Origin of the sequence: Allobosea vaviloviae (assembly GCF_001298265.1) — a bacterium.
GTDB classification, from domain to species: Bacteria; Pseudomonadota; Alphaproteobacteria; order Rhizobiales; family Beijerinckiaceae; genus Allobosea; species Allobosea vaviloviae_B.
Genome location: NZ_LGSZ01000028.1, coordinates 77,079 through 93,671 on the forward strand (window position 1 = coordinate 77,079; position 16,593 = coordinate 93,671).

13 protein-coding genes are annotated in these 16,593 nt (G+C 68.1%); 6 read left to right on the forward strand and 7 right to left on the reverse strand.

Annotated features, from left to right (window positions below):
* Positions 1 to 7: 7 nt before the first annotated feature.
* The 5 genes from AE618_RS06975 to fdxA form a co-directional block, all read right to left on the reverse strand.
* Complete coding sequence (locus AE618_RS06975; RefSeq protein ID WP_054208335.1) at positions 8 to 1,168, reverse strand: M20 aminoacylase family protein; 1,161 nt, start codon at positions 1,166 to 1,168, stop codon at positions 8 to 10.
* Positions 1,169 to 1,199: 31 nt separating this feature from the next.
* The gene (locus AE618_RS06980) at positions 1,200 to 2,699 is read right to left on the reverse strand and encodes a M81 family metallopeptidase (RefSeq protein ID WP_054208336.1); all 1,500 of its coding nucleotides are present in this window, start codon (positions 2,697 to 2,699) and stop codon (positions 1,200 to 1,202) included.
* 111 nt (positions 2,700 to 2,810) lie between these two features.
* Positions 2,811 to 3,599, reverse strand: coding sequence for a YggS family pyridoxal phosphate-dependent enzyme (locus AE618_RS06985; protein ID WP_054208337.1), 789 nt, complete (start codon positions 3,597 to 3,599; stop codon positions 2,811 to 2,813).
* A gap of 30 nt (positions 3,600 to 3,629) precedes the next feature.
* A complete protein-coding gene (locus AE618_RS06990) occupies positions 3,630 to 4,403 on the reverse strand; it encodes a ferredoxin--NADP reductase (protein ID WP_054208338.1) in 774 nt (257 codons plus the stop codon).
* Between the two features lie 45 nt (positions 4,404 to 4,448).
* A complete protein-coding gene (gene fdxA, locus AE618_RS27860) occupies positions 4,449 to 4,778 on the reverse strand; it encodes a ferredoxin FdxA (RefSeq protein WP_054208339.1) in 330 nt (109 codons plus the stop codon).
* Between the two features lie 157 nt (positions 4,779 to 4,935).
* On the opposite strand from fdxA, the gene AE618_RS07000 reads away from it, so the two are divergent.
* On the forward strand, positions 4,936 to 6,501 hold the full coding sequence (locus tag AE618_RS07000) for a PLP-dependent aminotransferase family protein (protein WP_082365060.1): 1,566 nt from the start codon (positions 4,936 to 4,938) through the stop codon (positions 6,499 to 6,501).
* 4 nt (positions 6,502 to 6,505) lie between these two features.
* On the opposite strand, the gene AE618_RS07005 is transcribed toward AE618_RS07000, so the two are convergent.
* Positions 6,506 to 6,829 carry a cupin domain-containing protein gene (locus tag AE618_RS07005; RefSeq protein ID WP_054208340.1) on the reverse strand — a complete coding sequence of 108 codons (324 nt, stop codon included), beginning with the start codon at positions 6,827 to 6,829 and terminating at the stop codon, positions 6,506 to 6,508.
* Between the two features lie 286 nt (positions 6,830 to 7,115).
* Here AE618_RS07005 and AE618_RS07010 point away from each other — a divergent pair, with 286 nt between their 5' ends.
* From AE618_RS07010 to AE618_RS07020, 3 genes are all read left to right on the forward strand, one after another.
* Positions 7,116 to 8,699 (forward strand): ABC transporter substrate-binding protein, encoded by a 1,584-nt coding sequence (locus AE618_RS07010; protein ID WP_197280699.1) that lies wholly within the window; start codon positions 7,116 to 7,118, stop codon positions 8,697 to 8,699.
* A 137-nt stretch (positions 8,700 to 8,836) separates the two neighbouring features.
* Positions 8,837 to 10,867: a molybdopterin-containing oxidoreductase family protein gene (locus AE618_RS07015; protein WP_082365063.1), complete on the forward strand. Its 2,031-nt coding sequence runs from the start codon at positions 8,837 to 8,839 to the stop codon at positions 10,865 to 10,867.
* Between the two features lie 31 nt (positions 10,868 to 10,898).
* Positions 10,899 to 12,296, forward strand: a complete 1,398-nt coding sequence (locus AE618_RS07020; RefSeq protein WP_054208342.1) for an amidase family protein — start codon at positions 10,899 to 10,901, stop codon at positions 12,294 to 12,296.
* Here AE618_RS07020 and AE618_RS07025 read toward each other — a convergent pair.
* The gene (locus AE618_RS07025; protein ID WP_054208343.1) at positions 12,293 to 13,621 is read right to left on the reverse strand and encodes an NAD(P)/FAD-dependent oxidoreductase; all 1,329 of its coding nucleotides are present in this window, start codon (positions 13,619 to 13,621) and stop codon (positions 12,293 to 12,295) included. The two genes, AE618_RS07020 and AE618_RS07025, sit on opposite strands and share 4 nt — an antisense overlap.
* Positions 13,622 to 13,939: 318 nt before the next feature.
* On the opposite strand from AE618_RS07025, the gene AE618_RS07030 reads away from it, so the two are divergent.
* On the forward strand, positions 13,940 to 14,791 hold the full coding sequence (locus tag AE618_RS07030; protein WP_054208344.1) for a VOC family protein: 852 nt from the start codon (positions 13,940 to 13,942) through the stop codon (positions 14,789 to 14,791).
* A 96-nt stretch (positions 14,792 to 14,887) separates the two neighbouring features.
* Positions 14,888 to 16,495: an ABC transporter substrate-binding protein gene (locus AE618_RS07035; protein ID WP_054208345.1), complete on the forward strand. Its 1,608-nt coding sequence runs from the start codon at positions 14,888 to 14,890 to the stop codon at positions 16,493 to 16,495.
* Positions 16,496 to 16,593: the final 98 nt, after the last annotated feature.

Below are 16,593 nucleotides of genomic sequence, written 5' to 3' on the forward strand. Positions count from 1 at the left end.
ACGTCCTTCAGGCCACAGTCCGCGTTTCGACAAGTCGCGCCAGCAGGCTCGCGCCGATCGGCAAGATGCCGTCGTCGAGCACGAAGGCGGGGTTGTGCACCGGCACGCTGCCGGCGTGTCCCACCCAGGCATAGGCCCCTGGCACGACGCGCAGCATGTCGGCGAAATCCTCGCTGCCCATCACGGGTTTCGGCTCGGTCAGGACATTGCCGACGCCAACGATCTCAGCAGCCACCGCAGCGGTCGCGACCGCTTGCTCGGGATGGTTCACCAGCACGTCGAAGATTCCGCGGATGTCGACATCGATCTGCACGCCGAAGCTCAGCGCCATGCCGGCGGCGATCTCGCGCATGCGCTCGCGGATCAGCTTGGCGATCTCGGGCGAGAAGGTGCGCACCGTGCCTGCGAGCACCGCCTCCTCCGGGATCACGTTATAGGCTGAGCCGGCATGGATCTGCGTGATCGAGAGCACGGCGGCCTCGCGCGGATCGGCATTGCGGCTGACGATGGTCTGCAGCGCAGCCGCGAGCGAGATCGCAACAATGACCGGGTCGCGGCCGACATGGGGCATCGCGCCATGGCAGCCCTTGCCGGTGATCTTGATGTCGAAGAAATCTGCACCCGCCATCGCCGCACCGGGAAACACCGCGATCTGGCCGGGGTCGAGATTGGGCGCGTTGTGGATGCCGTAGATCTCGTCGCAAGGGAATCGCTCGAACAGATTGTCGGCGAGCATGGCGCGGGCCCCGCCCAACCCCTCCTCCGCCGGCTGGAACACGAACACCGCCGTGCCGGCGAAGCCTCGGTTCTCGGCGAGGTAGCGGGCGGCGCCAAGCAGCATGGTGGTGTGGCCGTCATGGCCGCAGGCATGCATCCGGCCGGGGATGGTCGAGCGCCAGGGTAGGTTGGTGATCTCGTCCATCGGCAGCGCATCCATGTCGGCGCGCAGGCCGACCCGCCGGCCTGGCCCGCCGGTGCCCTGGAGAATTCCGACCACGCCGGTTCCGCCGATGCCGCGATGCACCTCGATGCCCCAGGAGGCCAGCTTCTCGGCCACGATGCCCGAGGTGCGGACCTCCTCGAAGCCGATCTCGGGATGGGCGTGGAGATCGCGGCGGATGGCGACGAGGTCGTCGGTGAAGGCGTCGATCTCGGGAAGCGCAGGCATGATACTGAAAACTCCGGAAGGATGAAGGCGTTCAGCCGAAGACAGGGCCGAGCGGCGCCGTGCGCAAGCCCGGCCGCAGATGCTTCCACGGCAGCACGGAGGGATCGACCGGCATCGGCCCGGGCGCGGCGCAGACCAGGATCGAATGCGCGATCGGCTCGAAATCAGCACGGAAATGCACCGAGCTCTTGTTGACCAGGATCGCCTGCTCGGTCGGCTCGATGCCGACCTGGCGGTACATCTCCTGATCGGCCATCTGCGCCTTGCGCGAGGCGACGACGATCCGAACCCCGCCGATCCGTAATGCCGCGCAAGCGCCGAGATTCATCCGCGAGCCCCCGAAGAACGGCCCCGGCGCAATAAACCGCCCGTCCGACAGCTGTTCGACGGTAAAGGTGCCTTCGAGCGGGACATCGCCGGGAATGCCCGACTTCGCTCCCAGAGACGCCGTGATCGTCGCGCCGACGCCCGCCTCATGCGCTTGGCGCGCGACCTGCGGATCGACGATGAGGCCGATCGCGGCGCGCTCCGCGCCATTGCGCACCAGCGCGCGGGCCATGCCCATCGTGTCGGAATCACCGCCCGCGCCGGGATTGTCCTGCGTGTCGGAGATCACGATCGGCTTCGTTGCGCCCTCAGCCAGCGCCATGGCTTCCAGAACGCCCGCATCGGGCTGGAAGACCTTGCCGTTGAACGCGGCCTCGCTCGCCAGCACGCGCGCCGTCACAGCGTCGGCCGCCCGGTCGGCATCTCCTTGCGTCGCGCCATAGGCCACGACCGCCGGCCCGCAATCGGCGAAATCGGCGGCCGGGAAACCGGGCAGGAAGGACAGCGTCGGAACGCTCTCGCCTTCGAGCGCGGCGAGCTCGCCATAGATCGTCTTGCATGGCTCCATCGCGGTCGCCTGCCAGGCGATCGGGATCAGATAGGGGATCTGGCGGAACGCCTTGGCGTCGCGCTTGCCCGTGCCGATCAGCCGGGCGAGATAGGTCGTCGCCCGGCTCCCGGTGAGCGCCATGTCGACATGCGGATAGGTGCGGTAGGCGACGAGCGCGTCGGCGCTGTCGACCATGAGCTGCGTGACATTGCCGTGCAGATCGAGGCTGGCGACGAGCGGCACGCCGGGGCCGATCGCGGCGCGCACCCGGCGCAGCGTCTCGCCCTCACCATCGGGAAAGCCCTCCGCCACCATGGCACCGTGCAGGTCGAGATAGACCCCGTCGAGCGGCAGTGCCGCAGTGATCGCCTCCACCAGCTCGCCGAGAAGCGCCTCGAAAGCCTCCGCCGTGACATGCGCCGAGGGGCTCGCCGCGCACCAGAGTGTCGGCACCATCTCCCACCCCAAGCCGCGCGCCGTCTCGACGAAGCCGGACGCGCCGACATTGACATTCCGCACCGCCTCGAAAACCGCCTCGCCCCGCGCCAGCGACGGCCAGCCGCCACCCTGGACGAAGGCGTCGAGTCCGGCCTTGCTCGGCGCGAAGGTGTTGGTCTCGTGCAGGAAACCGCCGAAGGCGATGCGTGGCGACATGGGCTGGAGGCTCCGGGCGGATCGCGAGAGGCCGCAGGTAACCATGGGCCGCTCTGCCCTCCAAGAGCGAAATCGCGTCGCCTGCCTGATGAATAGGCAGCGTCTCGTGCGTCACGTCCCCGGCAGGAGGCCCGGCCAGAAATGCCCGTCCGCAGTCGGGCGCTTGCCGAAGATCGCCTGCCCCACCCGCACCACGTCGGCGCCCTCCTCGATTGCGATCTCGAAATCGCCGGTCATGCCCATGGAGAGCAGGTCGATGCCGCAGCCACCTTGACTCTTCGCCAGGCGCGCGCGGACGGCCTGGAGACGGCGAAAGCACGCCCGCTCCTGCTCGGGCGTCCCTTTGAGAATCGCCAGCGTCATCAGCCCCTTCGGCTTCAACGAGGGAAAGCGGCCGAGCTCCGCGACGAAGGCATCCGCCTCGTCCGGCATGATGCCGTATTTGCTCTCTTCGCCGGAGGTGTTGACCTGCACGAAGACGTCGAGCGTGCGTCCGGCTGCGACCAGGCTTTCATGCAGCAGGCCGGCCAGGCGCAGGCTGTCGAGCGCCTGGAACTCGCTGGCGAAAGAGACCATCGCCTTGGCCTTGTTGGTCTGGAGATGCCCGATCACGCTCCAGCTCACCCCGAGCGAGGTGAGCGCCTTCGCCTTGCCTTGCGCCTTCTGGACCTTGTTCTCGCCCAGCGTGGTCATGCCGACGCCGACGGCGAGCCTGACGACCTCGACCGGCACGGTCTTGCTGACCGGCAACAGCCTGACCGAGGAGCGCGACCGCCCGGCACGGGCGCAGGCGGCCGCGATCCGCTCCTCGACGGCGGCGAAATTGTCGCGCAGCGTCCGCTCCGGGTCATCCCCGAAGCGCGCGCGGATCTGCGCCTCCAGATCGCCCGGCTGATCCATCGTCGCTCTTCTCCTGGCGAAGCCTCGGCGTCACTTCTCGACGAAGGCGCGCTCGACGACATAGGTGGCGGGCGTCGAGCTCGAACCTTCGACGAACCCCTTGCCCTCGAGCATGACCTTCATGTCAGCGAGCATGGCGGGGCTGCCGCACAGCATCACCCGGTCATGCGCCGCATCGGCGACCGGCAGGCCGAGCGAGGCGAACCAGTCGTCGGAGCCGAACAGCTCGGTGACGCGGCCGCGATTGGGATACTCCTCGCGCGTCACGGTGGGGTGATAGATCAGCTGCGCCGCGACCATCTCGCCGATCAGCTCGTCGGCCGGCAGCTCCTCGCGGATGAAATGCTCATAGGCCAGCTCCGACACCAGCCGGACGCCATGGACGAGCACGACCTTCTCGAACCGCTCATAGGTCGCCGGATCGCGGATCAGGCTCATGAAGGGCGCCAGACCCGTTCCCGTCGAGAGGAAATACAGGTTGCGGCCGGGCACCAGGTTGTCATGCAGCAGCGTGCCGGTCGCCTTGCGCCCGATCAGCACCTCGTCACCGGGCACGATCTTCTGGAGCCGCGAGGTCAGCGGCCCGTTCTGCACCTTGATGCTCAGAAACTCGAGCTCTTCGTCATAGGGCGCGCAGGCCATGCTGTAGGCGCGCAGCAGCGGGCGCCCCTCGACCATCAGGCCGATCATCGCGAACTGTCCGGCCTCGAAGCGGAATGCGGGATTGCGGGTGGTGCGGAAGCTGAACAGCGTGTCGTTCCAGTGATGAACCGACAGGACCTTCTCGACATACTGATTGCTCATGCTCGTTTCTTTCAGTCCGACCCGTTGCGTTCCGCGCTTGCGCGATCAGGGTCCGTCTGCGCCGAAGACCATCGCCGATTTGCCTGATCGGCCGCGCCAGTCGTCGGCATCGCCGGGAGGTTTGCCCTTCTCGCAGATGCGAGGCCACTCCTCCGCGAAGCGCGCGTTGAACGCAAGCCACCGCGTGCCGTCCCTGTCGTCATCGCGACGAATGGCCTGCGCCGGACAGGCCGGTTCGCAGACGCCGCAATCGATGCACGCGTCGGGATGGATGACGAGCATGGCCTCGCCCTTACGGAAACAATCGACGGGGCAGACGCTGACGCAATCCATGTAGAGGCAGCGAATGCAGTTTTCCGTGACGACGTAGGGCATGGGCGTGCGGGGTTCTCATCGGGATCGAGCGCAGGACATCGAGGCACGGTGGTTTTTGGAAGAACCAGTTAAAGCGGGATCGAGCAGGCCACTTTCGGCGGCCAGCGTCTTGACATGGCACGGCGGTTGCTTGGAATTTGTCCAAGGGAGCCGTCCGATGCGACACAAGCCGTCCCGCGCCAAATGGTCCGACCTGTTGCACCTGACCTTGGACCAAGGCAGTTCAAGCCCGATTTTCCAGCAGATCTATCTCGCCTTGCGCGAGGCGATCGTGGCCAACACGCTGGCGCCCGGCAGCAAATTGCCGTCGAGCCGCGGCCTCGCACTCCGCTTGAAGGTCTCGCGAACATCCGTGGTCTCGGCCTATGATCAGCTCCTGGCCGAGGGCTATGTCGTCGGCCGCGAGGGCTCGGGCACCTATGTCTCGGACGATGTGCCGGCGGCCATGGTCACCCCGGCGCGTGTCGCCGGAGCCGACGGCACGGCTCCCCGGCAGATGGTCTCCGTGGCCGGCGCGCGTTACGGCCGCTTCGCTGCGGACCTGATACCGCCCGGCAGCCTGCCCTTCGCAGCCGGCTGCTGCTCGGTCGATGCCAAGACCGTCGAGGCCTGGCGGCGGATCGGGGCCGAGCAGATGCGGCGCTTCGATCCGGTCAATCTCTCCTATGCCGACCCCAGCGGCGAACTGTCCCTGCGCCGGGAAATCGCGGCCTATCTGCGCGCCGCGCGCGCCGTCCAGTGCGACGAGGAGCAGATCATTGTGCTCTCGGGCGCGCAACAGGCCATCGACCTGTCGATCCGCACCCTGCTCGATCCGGGCGACCCCGTCTGGATCGAGGACCCCGGCTACGCTGCGACCCGTGAGGCGCTGGCCGCCGCGGGCGCCAGCCTGGTCCCCGTTCCTGTCGACGAGAACGGGCTCGACGTCGCCGCCGGCATCGCCTCGGCCGCCCGGGCGCGGGCGGTCTACATCACGCCCTCCCATCAATATCCGACCGGCGCTGCGATGAGCATGGCGCGCCGCCTCGAGCTGCTGGCCTGGGCCTCTCAGACCGGCGCCTGGATTATCGAAGACGATTACGACAGCGAGTTCCGCTATGCCGGCCGCCCGCTCGCCTCGCTGCAAGGGCTCGATCGGGGTGGCTGCGTCGTCTATGTCGGTACGCTCAGCAAGGTGCTCTTCCCCGGCATCAGGCTGGGCTTCGCAGTGGTGCCGCACCATCTGATCGATGTCTTTCGCGGCGCGCGCTTTCTCAGCGACCGCTCGCCGCCGACGCTGCAGCAGGCAATGACGGCGCAGTTCATGCGGCAGGGCTTCCTGACCAGCCATATCCGGCGCATGCGCCAGCGCTACAAGGAGGCCCGCGACGTCGTCGTCGAGGCGATCGCGCGGCATCTGGGCGACCTCGTCGACATCGAGGTGCCCGAATGCGGCATTCAGCTCGTGATCCATTTTCGCGACGGGCTGTCCGACATCGCCGTTGCCGAAGCGGCGCGGCGGCAGGGCATCATCGTCAAGCCGGTCAGCCCGCATTACGTCGCCGCTCGACCGCGGCAGGGGCTCGTCCTCGGCTATTCCGGCTTCGACAACCACAAGCTGCGTGCCGCCGCGGCCGAACTCGGGCGCATCGCCCGCTGCGTCGCAGATCGCGGGAGCGAAGCCGGGTCCGGTTCGGGAGCCACCCAAGATCCCACTCTGGCGAAAGCGTCGCTAAGCGGCTGAACGCTCAGACGCTTAGCCGCGTCACATAGTGCTTCAGCATGGTCTCGACGACCTGCCAGCGGCCTGTGAAGCCGGGCTCCATCACCATCGCGTCGCCCGCTCGCAACGTCATCGGTGCGCCGCCCTCGGGCGTGACCTCGACGATGCCCGATATCACGTGGAAGAACTCCCAGTGCTCGAACCGGAAGGCGAAGACGCCTTGCGTCGACTGCCAGAGGCCCGACGAGGTCGTCACGCCGCCTTCCTCCGCCAGGTAATGCCGCCAGTTCCGGCATTGCGGATCGCCCTCGACGACGTGGAAACCGCGCGGCCGGACATAGCCCTCCATGGGTGGTCCTGAGGGTGCGGCAGGCACCAACTGGGAAAGCGACGCACCCATTTCACTGCCCCCGCCTCGGTCGCTCGGCAGGCGATTGTCCGCGCGAAAAGCGACCGGGACAGGTCCACTCCCAAAGCATCGAAGAGGCCACTCCGCCCGATGGCCGACGTGGTCATGCCGCGTCGCAAAAAGTGGTTCTTTCAAACGCCTCCAGCCACGGCGGACGCTGAGCCCGATCAACCGGCACCAGTTGTGGCCAGCCGGTCAGGTTATGCGCAACCGTTGGGAGGCCTCCGTGATCAGCCGCCGTACAGCCCTCAAATTCGCCGCAGCCTCGCTGCTCCCCGCCCCTGCCTTTGCCCAGACGGAACGCTCGCGCACGCTCAAGCTCGTGCCGCAGGCCGCGCTCTCCGTGCTCGACCCGATCTGGACCACGGCCGCCGGCACGCAGAACCACGGCTACCACATCTTCGACACGCTCTACGGCCTGAACGCGAAGTTCGAGCCCCTGCCCCAGATGGCAGCCGGACATACCACCTCGAGCGACGGGCTGGTCTGGGAGATCAGGCTGCGCGACGGGCTGAAATTCCATGACGGCGAGCCGGTTCGCGCCGTCGATTGCGTGGCCAGCCTGAAGCGCTGGGCAGCGCGCGATGCGCTCGGCCAATTGCTCGCGGCCACGGTCGACGAGTGGCAGGTCAAGGACGACAAGACCTTCGCGATCCGGCTGAAGCAGCGCTTTCCGCTGATGCTCTACGCCCTCGCCAAGCCGGCGACAAACGTACCCTTCATCATGCCCGCGCGGATCGCCGCGACCGATCCGATGAAGCAGGTCACCGAGATGGTGGGCTCGGGCCCCTATCGCTTCCTCGCCGACCAATACATGGCCGGCCAACGCGCGGTCTACGCCAGGTTCGACGGCTATGTGCCCCGGCAGGAGGCGCCCGAACGCACCTCCGGCGGCAAGGTGGCGCATGTCGAGCGCGTCGAATGGACGGCGATCCCCGACAGCGCCACCGCGCTCGCGGCCCTTCAGACAGGCGAGGTCGACTGGTGGGAGCAGGTCCTGCCCGACATGATCTCGATCTTGAAGAAGGACGCCAACATCAAGGTCGGCAATGGCGACCCCAACGGCTATGTTGGTCTGATCCGCTTCAACAGCTCGCAGGCGCCGTTCAACAACGCCAAGCTGCGCCTGGCCGTGCTCTCGGCGGTGAATCAGGTGGATTACATGGGCGCCGTCACCGACAACGACCCCAGCGCCTACACGCTGTGCAAGTCGTTCCTGCCCTGCGGCACGCCCTATGGCATCACCCCGACCAAGAACCACATATCAGACAAACCCGACCTGGCCGCCGCCAAGGGGCTGGTCAAGGAATCCGGCTACAACGGCGAGAAGATCGTCGTCATCAATCCCGCCGATTTCCCCACGATCCGCCCGATGGGCCAGATCACGCATGAGTTGCTGCGCTCGCTCGGGCTGAATTCCGAACTGGTCGAGACCGATTGGGGCACCGTGCTGCAGCGGCGCGGCAACCGCGAATCCGTCGAAAAGGGCGGCTGGAGCATCTTCCACACCTGGTGGCAGGCGATCGGCATCACCACCCCGGCGACATCAGGCTATATCCGCGGCCAGGGCGCGGGCGGCTGGTTCGGCTGGTACGGCAACGCCGCCGTCGAGGATCTGACGAAGCGCTGGCTCGCCGCCGAAACCGAAGCCGAGCGCGCCACGCTCGCCGCCGGCATCCAGAACATCGTCGCGGAGGATGTGCCCGCCGTGCCGCTGGGCGTCTTCAACATCCGCACGGCCTACCGGGCCAACATCTCCGGCATCGTCGAAGGCTGCGCGCCCTTCCCCTGGAACGTCAGGCGCGTCTGAGAGCCCGCTCGCGGCGGGTCGCGAAGTGGCCCGCCGCACACCCGACAAGTGGTCATTGCACTTGGTTCGGTTCGAACCCTGAGATCAACTTTCGCACGCCCGGAACATGTCCGCGGCTGGCGGATCGAGGATGCCTGATGAAGACCGTACGCGTAGCTTGCGCCCATGACTGCCCCGACATGTGCTCCCTGATCGCCCAGGTCGACGGCGACAGGATCACCAAGATCTCCGGCGATCCGGACCAGCCCTTCACCGCCGGCTTCGCCTGCGCCAAGGTCAATCGCGATGCCGAGCTGGTGCATTCGCCCGAGCGCCTGAAGACCCCGCTGCGCCGCACCGGCCCCAAGGGCTCGCGCCAGTTCGAGGCCGTCTCCTGGGAGGAGGCGCTCGACGAGATCGAGGCGAAGTGGAAGGCGATCATCGCGCAATCCGGCCCGCTGGCTCTGCTCGGCTACGCCTACAGCGCCCATCAGGGCCAGATGAACCGCCACATCGTCAACGGCCTGTTCTACGCCATGGGCACCAGCCGCCTGCAGGCCGGCACGGTCTGCGACAGCTGCTGCGAGACCGCCTGGGATCTGACGCTCGGTCCGGTCGGCGGCGCGGACCCCGAATCCGTCGTCGATTCCGATCTCGTCATCGCCTGGGGTTGCGACCTGATGGCGGTGAACGTGCATTTCTGGGCCAAGCTCGAGATCGCTCGCAAGCGTGGCGTCCAGGTCGTGGTCATCGACCCGCGCCGCAGCCGCACCGCTGTCAGCGCTGACTGGCACCTGCCGATCCGCATCGGCACGGATGCGGCGCTCGCGCTGGGCATCGTCCATATCCTCGTGCGCGACGGCCTCTGCGACCGGGCTTATCTCGCGGCGAACACACTGGGCTTCGACCAATGGGAGCGCGAGACGGTGCCGCGCTTCACGCCCGATTACGTCTCCGACGTCACGGGCCTGCCCGTGGCCGACATCGAGAAGCTCGCGGCAATGTATGGCGCGGCGAAACGCTCCTTCATCCGCATCGGCGAGGGCATGACGCGGCTCGCCCGCGGCGGCCAGGCGCTGCGCGCGGTTGCCACCTTGCCGGCCGTGACCGGCGCCTATGGCCGGCCGGGCGGAGGCGCCCTGCTGCTGACCGCCGGCTCGATGGACTTCAACTTCTCGGCCGTCCGCAAGCCGTCGGGCCCCGCCGCCACGCGGCTCGTCAACCAGACCCTGCTTGGCCGCGAACTGCTGGAGATGAACGATCCGCCGCTGCGCGCGCTCTTCATCGCCGCCAACAACCCGGCCGTGACCTGCCCGGAAGCCGGCAAGGTCCGCGAAGGCCTCGCGCGCGGGGACCTCTTCACCGTCGTCCACGACCCGTTCATGACCGATACGGCGGCCTATGCCGACATCGTCCTGCCGGCGACGACCTATCTCGAAACCGAGGATTTCTACCGCGGCTACGGCAATTACTACATGCAGTATTCGCCGGCGGCGGTCGCGCCGCAGGGCGAGGCCTGGTCCAATTTCCGCCTCGCCCAGGAGCTCGCCCGGCGCATGGGCGTCGTCGATCCGGTCTTCGCGAAGACGCAGAAGGAAATCCTGCCGGAATTCTTCAGGGGCTCGACCGGCGCGGTCGCGGCCGTCGAGCCGTCGAGCCTGTTTGATGGCGTTCCTGTGAAGGCCGCCCCTCCAGCCGGCCAGAGCTTCGCCACCCCGTCCGGCAAGCTCGAGATCTATTCCCAGGCGCTCGCCGACCAGGGCGTCCCGCCGATGCCGGACTGGCAGCCCGACGAGCAGGAGGTCGCCGACGCCGGGAAATGGCCGCTGCGCCTGCTGACCGCCCCCTCCTATTTCCAGCCCCACACCGCCTTCTCCGGCGTCGCCTTCCTGCGCCAGCGCGAGGGCGAGCCCTTCTGCGTGCTGCACCCGCAGGACGCCGCGCAGCGCGGACTGGCGAACGGTGCCAAGGTCAGGCTGTTCAACGAGCGGGCAGCCATCGGCCTGCTGCTCAAAGTGGCCGACGACGTGCAGCCAGGCGTCATTCTCGTGCCCGGACAGCGCCCCGGCACGGAAGCCGTCGACGGCACCGTCAACATGCTCTGCTCCGATCGCCTGACCGACATTGGCGAAGGCGCCTCCTATCAGAGCACCTTCCTGGATGTCGAAGCCTGGGAGACGCGCGCCTGAAGCCGGGCGCGGCAAGCAGCGGAAACCCGACATGAGCACGGCCGGACAGCTCGCCACCCTCTCTGCTCATGACATGGCCGCCCTGGTGCGTGACAAGCGCGCCTCCCCGGTCGAGATCGTCGAGGATGTGCTCGCCCGCATCGCCGCGCGCGAACCGCGCCTCAACGCCTTCGTGGCGCTCGACGCCGAAGGCGCCCGCGCCGCCGCCCGCGAGGCGGAAGCTGCCGTCATGCGCGGTGACACGCTCGGCCCCCTGCATGGCGTGCCGGTCACCATCAAGGACGTCCAGGCTGTCGCCGGCCTGCCGACCCGGCGCGGCTCGCGCTTGTCCGACCCGTCGCCGGCGACCGCCGACGCACCCGCCGTTGCGCGGCTGCGCGCCGCTGGTGCCGTGATCCTCGGCAAGACCACCACGACCGAGCAAGGCTGGACGGCCGTCAGCGAGAACCCGCTGACGGGCGCGACCGACAATCCATGGAAGCCGGGCTACACGGCCGGCGGCTCCTCGTCGGGCGCGGCCGCGCTCGCCGCCGCAGGCTGCGGCCCGCTGCATCTTGGCACCGACGGTGCGGGCTCCGTGCGCCTGCCGGCGCATTTCTGCGGCGTCGTCGGCTTCAAGCCGACCTTCGGCATGGTGCCTTATGTGCCGGTGCCCAACAATGGAGCGCTGTCTCATATCGGCCCGATCGCCCGCGATCCCGCCGATGCCGAACTGATGCTGGAGGTGATGGCGGGAGCCCATCCCGCCGACCACACCACCCTGCCCGGCGGCTTCCGGCGCGATCCCGCAAGCCATGATCTCACCGGCCTGCGGATCGCCTACAGCCCCGATCTCGGCCATGCGCGGGTCGATCCCGACATCGCCATGCAGGTCGAGGCCGCTGCCTGCGTCTTCGAGGCGCTGGGTGCCCGCGTCGAACTCACCACCCCGGCTTGGGGCCCGCTCGGTCCCGACCTGATCCGAGGGCTGTGGGGCCCGCCGCTCCTGCCCTATCGCCCGGCCGACGATCGGACGGAAGCTGCCATGGATCCGGGCTTCGTCGCCTGCTTGCGCGAAACCGGCCAGGCCTCCTGGCGCGACCTGCATGCCGCGCAGTCGCGCCGGCACGCCTATGCCGGCGCGGTCGGGCCCTGGTTCGCCGAGGGCTGGGACCTGCTGCTGACGCCCTCCGCCTCGGTCGCCGCCTTTCCGCATGGCCGTCAGGTGCCGGACCACTGGCCGCCGCATGCGTGGGACTGGCTGGTCTGGGCGGAGTTCTCCTACCCGTTCAACCTCGCCCATTGCCCGGCGGTCTCGGTGCCCTGCGGGCTGACGCCGGAGGGCTTGCCCGTAGGCCTGCAGATCGTCGGCCCGCGCCTGTCAGACCCGCTGGTGATGCGCGCCGCCCGCGCGTTCCTCGACGCGCGGCCCTTTGCGCCGCTGCACTAGATGTCCTGCGCGTCGAGCGCACGGTAGAGCGGCAGCGCGAACGGAGCGATCCGGCGCAGGAGCCCCGGCAGCGGCTGCCCCTTGGGCTCGGAAAGCGGCAGGGCGAGCGTCTCGAGCGGCGTCCCTTGCGTGGCCCGCGCCAGTTCGCGCCCCAGCGAGATCGAGAGCGCCACCGCCCGGCCGTTGCAGCCGACCCAGCCGAAACCGTTGGGTCCGAGCTGGTGGATGCGGGGATAGCCTGGCACCTGCGGCTTGAGCACGTCGTCTGGCGTCATGCCGATATAGCCCGACCAGACATAGTCGAAGGACACCTCGCCAAGTTGCGGCCAGAGCCACTTCAGGCGCTCCCCGACCGGCCCGCGCAGATTGTCGCCGCCCGCACCGGGAAACACCGCCGCCCCGCCCGTCACCAGCCGGTTGCGCGCATCCCAGCGGGCGAAATAGAGCTCGCGATGCGTGTCCGACAGCGCCTGCCGGCCGGGAATGATCGTCTTGGCGATGTTGTCGCTGATCGGCTTCGTCGCCATCTGCCAGGACAGCACGGGAATGACCTCGCCGGCGATGTCCGGCGCAAGCCCCGGCGCGAACTCGCCGGTATAGGCGTTCGTCGCCAGCACCAGGGCGCGCGCCGTGACCGAACCTTTCGCGGTCCTGACGACCCAGCGATCGCCCTCGCGCGCCATCGCGGTCGCCGGCGAGCGCACATGGATCGTCGCCCCGAGCTTCAGCGCCACCTCGGCCAGGCCACGCGCGAGCGCAAGCGGGTTGATATGGCCGCCGCTGCGGTTCCAGAAGCCGCCGAACCAGGCCTCCGAGCCCGTCATCTGCGCGGTCGCGGCACGATCCAGCAGCTCGACCGGCGCGCCGATCGCCGACCATTCGCGCACGCGCTTTTCGGCCAGCTTGAACCGGCCGGGCGAATGCACCGGTTGGACCCAGCCCGCCTGCTCGGCTTCGGCGGGAATGTCGTATTTTCTGATGGTGTCGAACAGATACTGCGCGCTGTCACGCAGCACCGCGTTGAAGCGCTCGCCGGCCTCGCCATGGCGGGCCACCATTGCCGAGGGATCGTGCCCCGCCAGCGTCGGGATGACCTGTCCGTTGTTGCGTCCCGAAGCGCCCCAGCCGGGTTCGGCCGCCTCAACCACGACGACCTCGACGCCGGCCTCGCGCAGATGGATCGCGGTCGACAGCCCCGTGAAGCCGGCCCCGATCACCACCACATCGGCCTGGACGTCGCCCTCCAGCGCATTGAGCGCCGGCCCGCCCGGCGCGGTCGCGGCCCAGAGCGAGGGCGGCCAGGTGACGGAAGTGGAGGCGGACATGGGCTGAACTTCCCGAGAGAGGCGAAGGGCGCGCCGATGCCGCCCCTGAACTCATCCTTGCCACCTCGCGGCACGGAGGCAAGGGGCGCGTTCTCGCATTGCGACAAGTCGGGGTCGGATTTTCTCTCTATGCGAACGGCCGCGAACACGTTCTTCTAAAATTGCCGATATATCATTCCACGCTTGGAATATTCATCCACGCGTCGCTATGTTCGCAGCGCAGCAGGGGGCTGTCGGGACGGAGCGTGTGGGCGATTGCGCCCCGACCGCACTTCGGCTGAACTCGCACCTCTGTCGGCTTTCGACCAAGGGCTCCCCATGTCTCTCAAGCACATCATCGGCCTCGATCATGTCGTGGTGACCGTTCGCGATCTCGACGCCGCCGCCGAGCAATGGCGCCGTCTCGGCTTCACCGTCTCGCCACGCGGCACCCATTCGCCGATCCTCGGCACCGGCAACTACACGATCATGTTCGGCGAGGATTATGTCGAGCTGCTCGGCATCCTGACCGAGACCGAGCAGAACAAGCCGACGCGCGACTACCTCGCCAAGCGCGAAGGACTGGAGCGCGCCGCCTTCACCACGGACGACGCCGCAGCCGGCGCGGACGAACTGAAGGCGCGCGGATTCGAAGCGCTCGGCCCGATCCATTTCGGCCGCCCGGTCGATCTGCCCAGCGGCGGCACCGGAGAGGCCCGCTTCAACGTCTTCCGCTGGCCCCTGAGCGAGCAGCCCGGGGGCTTGCGCATCTTCGCCTGCCAGCATCTGACGCGCGAAACCGTCTGGATTCCCGAACTCCTGGAGCATGCCAACGGTGCGAAGCGGATCATCCGCCTCGAAGTTCTCGCAGCCGATCCGAAGGCTGCTGCGGAGCATCTCGCCCGCCTGATCGACGAGCCGGCACGCGCCGAGGGAGATGGCTGGCTGGTGCCTTCCGGCGGCAAGCGTGCCGACATCCTGTTCTACGACGCAGCGGGCTTCGCGCGCCGCTACCCCGCGGCCGTGCGCGACGGCGCGGCCACCGAGGGGGCCGCCTCGCTGGTCGTCGCGAGCGATGACATCGATGGAGCCAAGGCCGCGCTCGGCCCGCTCGCGACCGTTCATGACGGCGCCGTCAGCGTCGCGGCGAGCGCCGCCAATGGCCTGATCGTGAGCTTCCTGCCGCAATAGCACGCTCGCCCGCTTTATGGGCAGCGCCACCGTTGACGCCGGCTGCCGCCACCCCCATCGTTTCCCTTACGTGACCTCAGGACCCGAGGATTTCCCATGGACATCACCCGCCGCGCCGCGCTGCTCACCAGCGCCGCCATCGCCTCCAGCGTCGCCTTCCCGGGCCGCTCGGTGTTCGCGCAGGAGACGCCGCGCAAGGGCGGCGTCTTTACCGTCCATTACGGGGCCGAGCAGCGCCAGCTGAACCCGAGCCTGCAGGCCTCGACCGGCGTCTACATCATCGGCGGGAAGATTCAGGAGCAGCTCGTCGATCTCGACGCCGCCGGCAACCCGGTCGGCGTGCTCGCCACGAGCTGGGAAGCGGCGCCCGACGGCAAGACCATCACCTTCAAGCTGCGCGACGGCGTGAAATGGCATGACGGCCGCCCCTTCACCTCCGCCGACGTGCAGTTCACCGCGATGGAGATGTGGAAGAAGATCCTGAACTACGGCACCACGCTCCAGCTCTTCCTCACCGCCGTCGACACGCCCGATCCGCTGACCGCGGTCTTCCGCTACGAGCGGCCGATGCCGCTCGGCCTGCTGCTGCGCGCCTTGCCGGATCTCGGCTACATCTCGCCGCGCCATCTCTACGAGGGCAAGGGCGACATCCGCCAGAACCCGGTCAACCTCGCCCCCGTCGGAACCGGACCGTTCAAGTTCGTCGCCTATGAGCGCGGCCAGCACGTCATCGCCGACCGCAATCCGGACTATTGGCGTCCCAACGCACCCTATCTCGACCGTATCGTCTGGCGCGTCGTCACCGACCGCTCGGCGGCGGCCGCCCAGATGGAAGCCGGCCAGATCCACTACAGCCCCTTCTCCGGCCTCACGATCTCGGACGCCGCGCGCCTCGGCAAGGACAAGCGCTTCATCGTCACCACCAAGGGCAATGAGGGCAACGCCCGCACCAACACGATCGAGTTCAACTTCCGCCGCAAGGAGCTCGCCGACATCCGGGTGCGCCGCGCCATCGCGCATGCGCTCGACATCCCCTTCTTCATCGAGAACTTCCTCGGCGACTACGCCAAGCGCGGCACCGGCCCGGTCCCGTCGGTCTCCACCGACTTCTATCCGGCCGACAACGGCCCGCAATATCCCTTCGACAAGAAGCTCGCCGCCAAGCTGCTCGACGAGGCCGGCTTCAAGGCCGGGGCGGGCGGCACGCGCTTCAGCTTGCGTCTGCACCCCGCCCCCTGGGGCGAGGACATCACGCTCTTCGCCACCTTCATTCAGCAGTCCCTGGCCGAAATCGGGATCAAGGTCGAGATCGTCCGTACCGATGGCGGCGGCTTCCTGAAGCAGGTCTACAACGATTGGGACTTCGACCTGGCCACCGGCTGGCACCAGTACCGCAACGACCCCGCCGTCTCGACCACGGTCTGGTATCGTTCGGGCCAGCCCAAGGGCGCGCCCTGGACGAACCAGTGGGACTGGACCAACCCGCAGATGGACAAGATCATCGACGATGCGGCCACCGAGATCGACGTCGCCAAGCGCAAGGCGCTCTATGGCGATTTCGTTCGGCGCGCCAACACCGAACTGCCGATCTGGACCCCGATCGAGCAGATCTTCCTGACCGCGATCACGGCCAAGGCCCGCAACCACTCCAACACGCCGCGCTGGGGCTCGAGCTCCTGGCACGATCTGTGGTTGGCCGAGTGAAAGATAGGGCGCTCATCCGAGACAATCGCTTGCAGGCTTTTTCGACGTCGATGGCGGGCTCGAGCCCGCCCCCCGCTTGCGGTGGGGAGGGTTGGGTG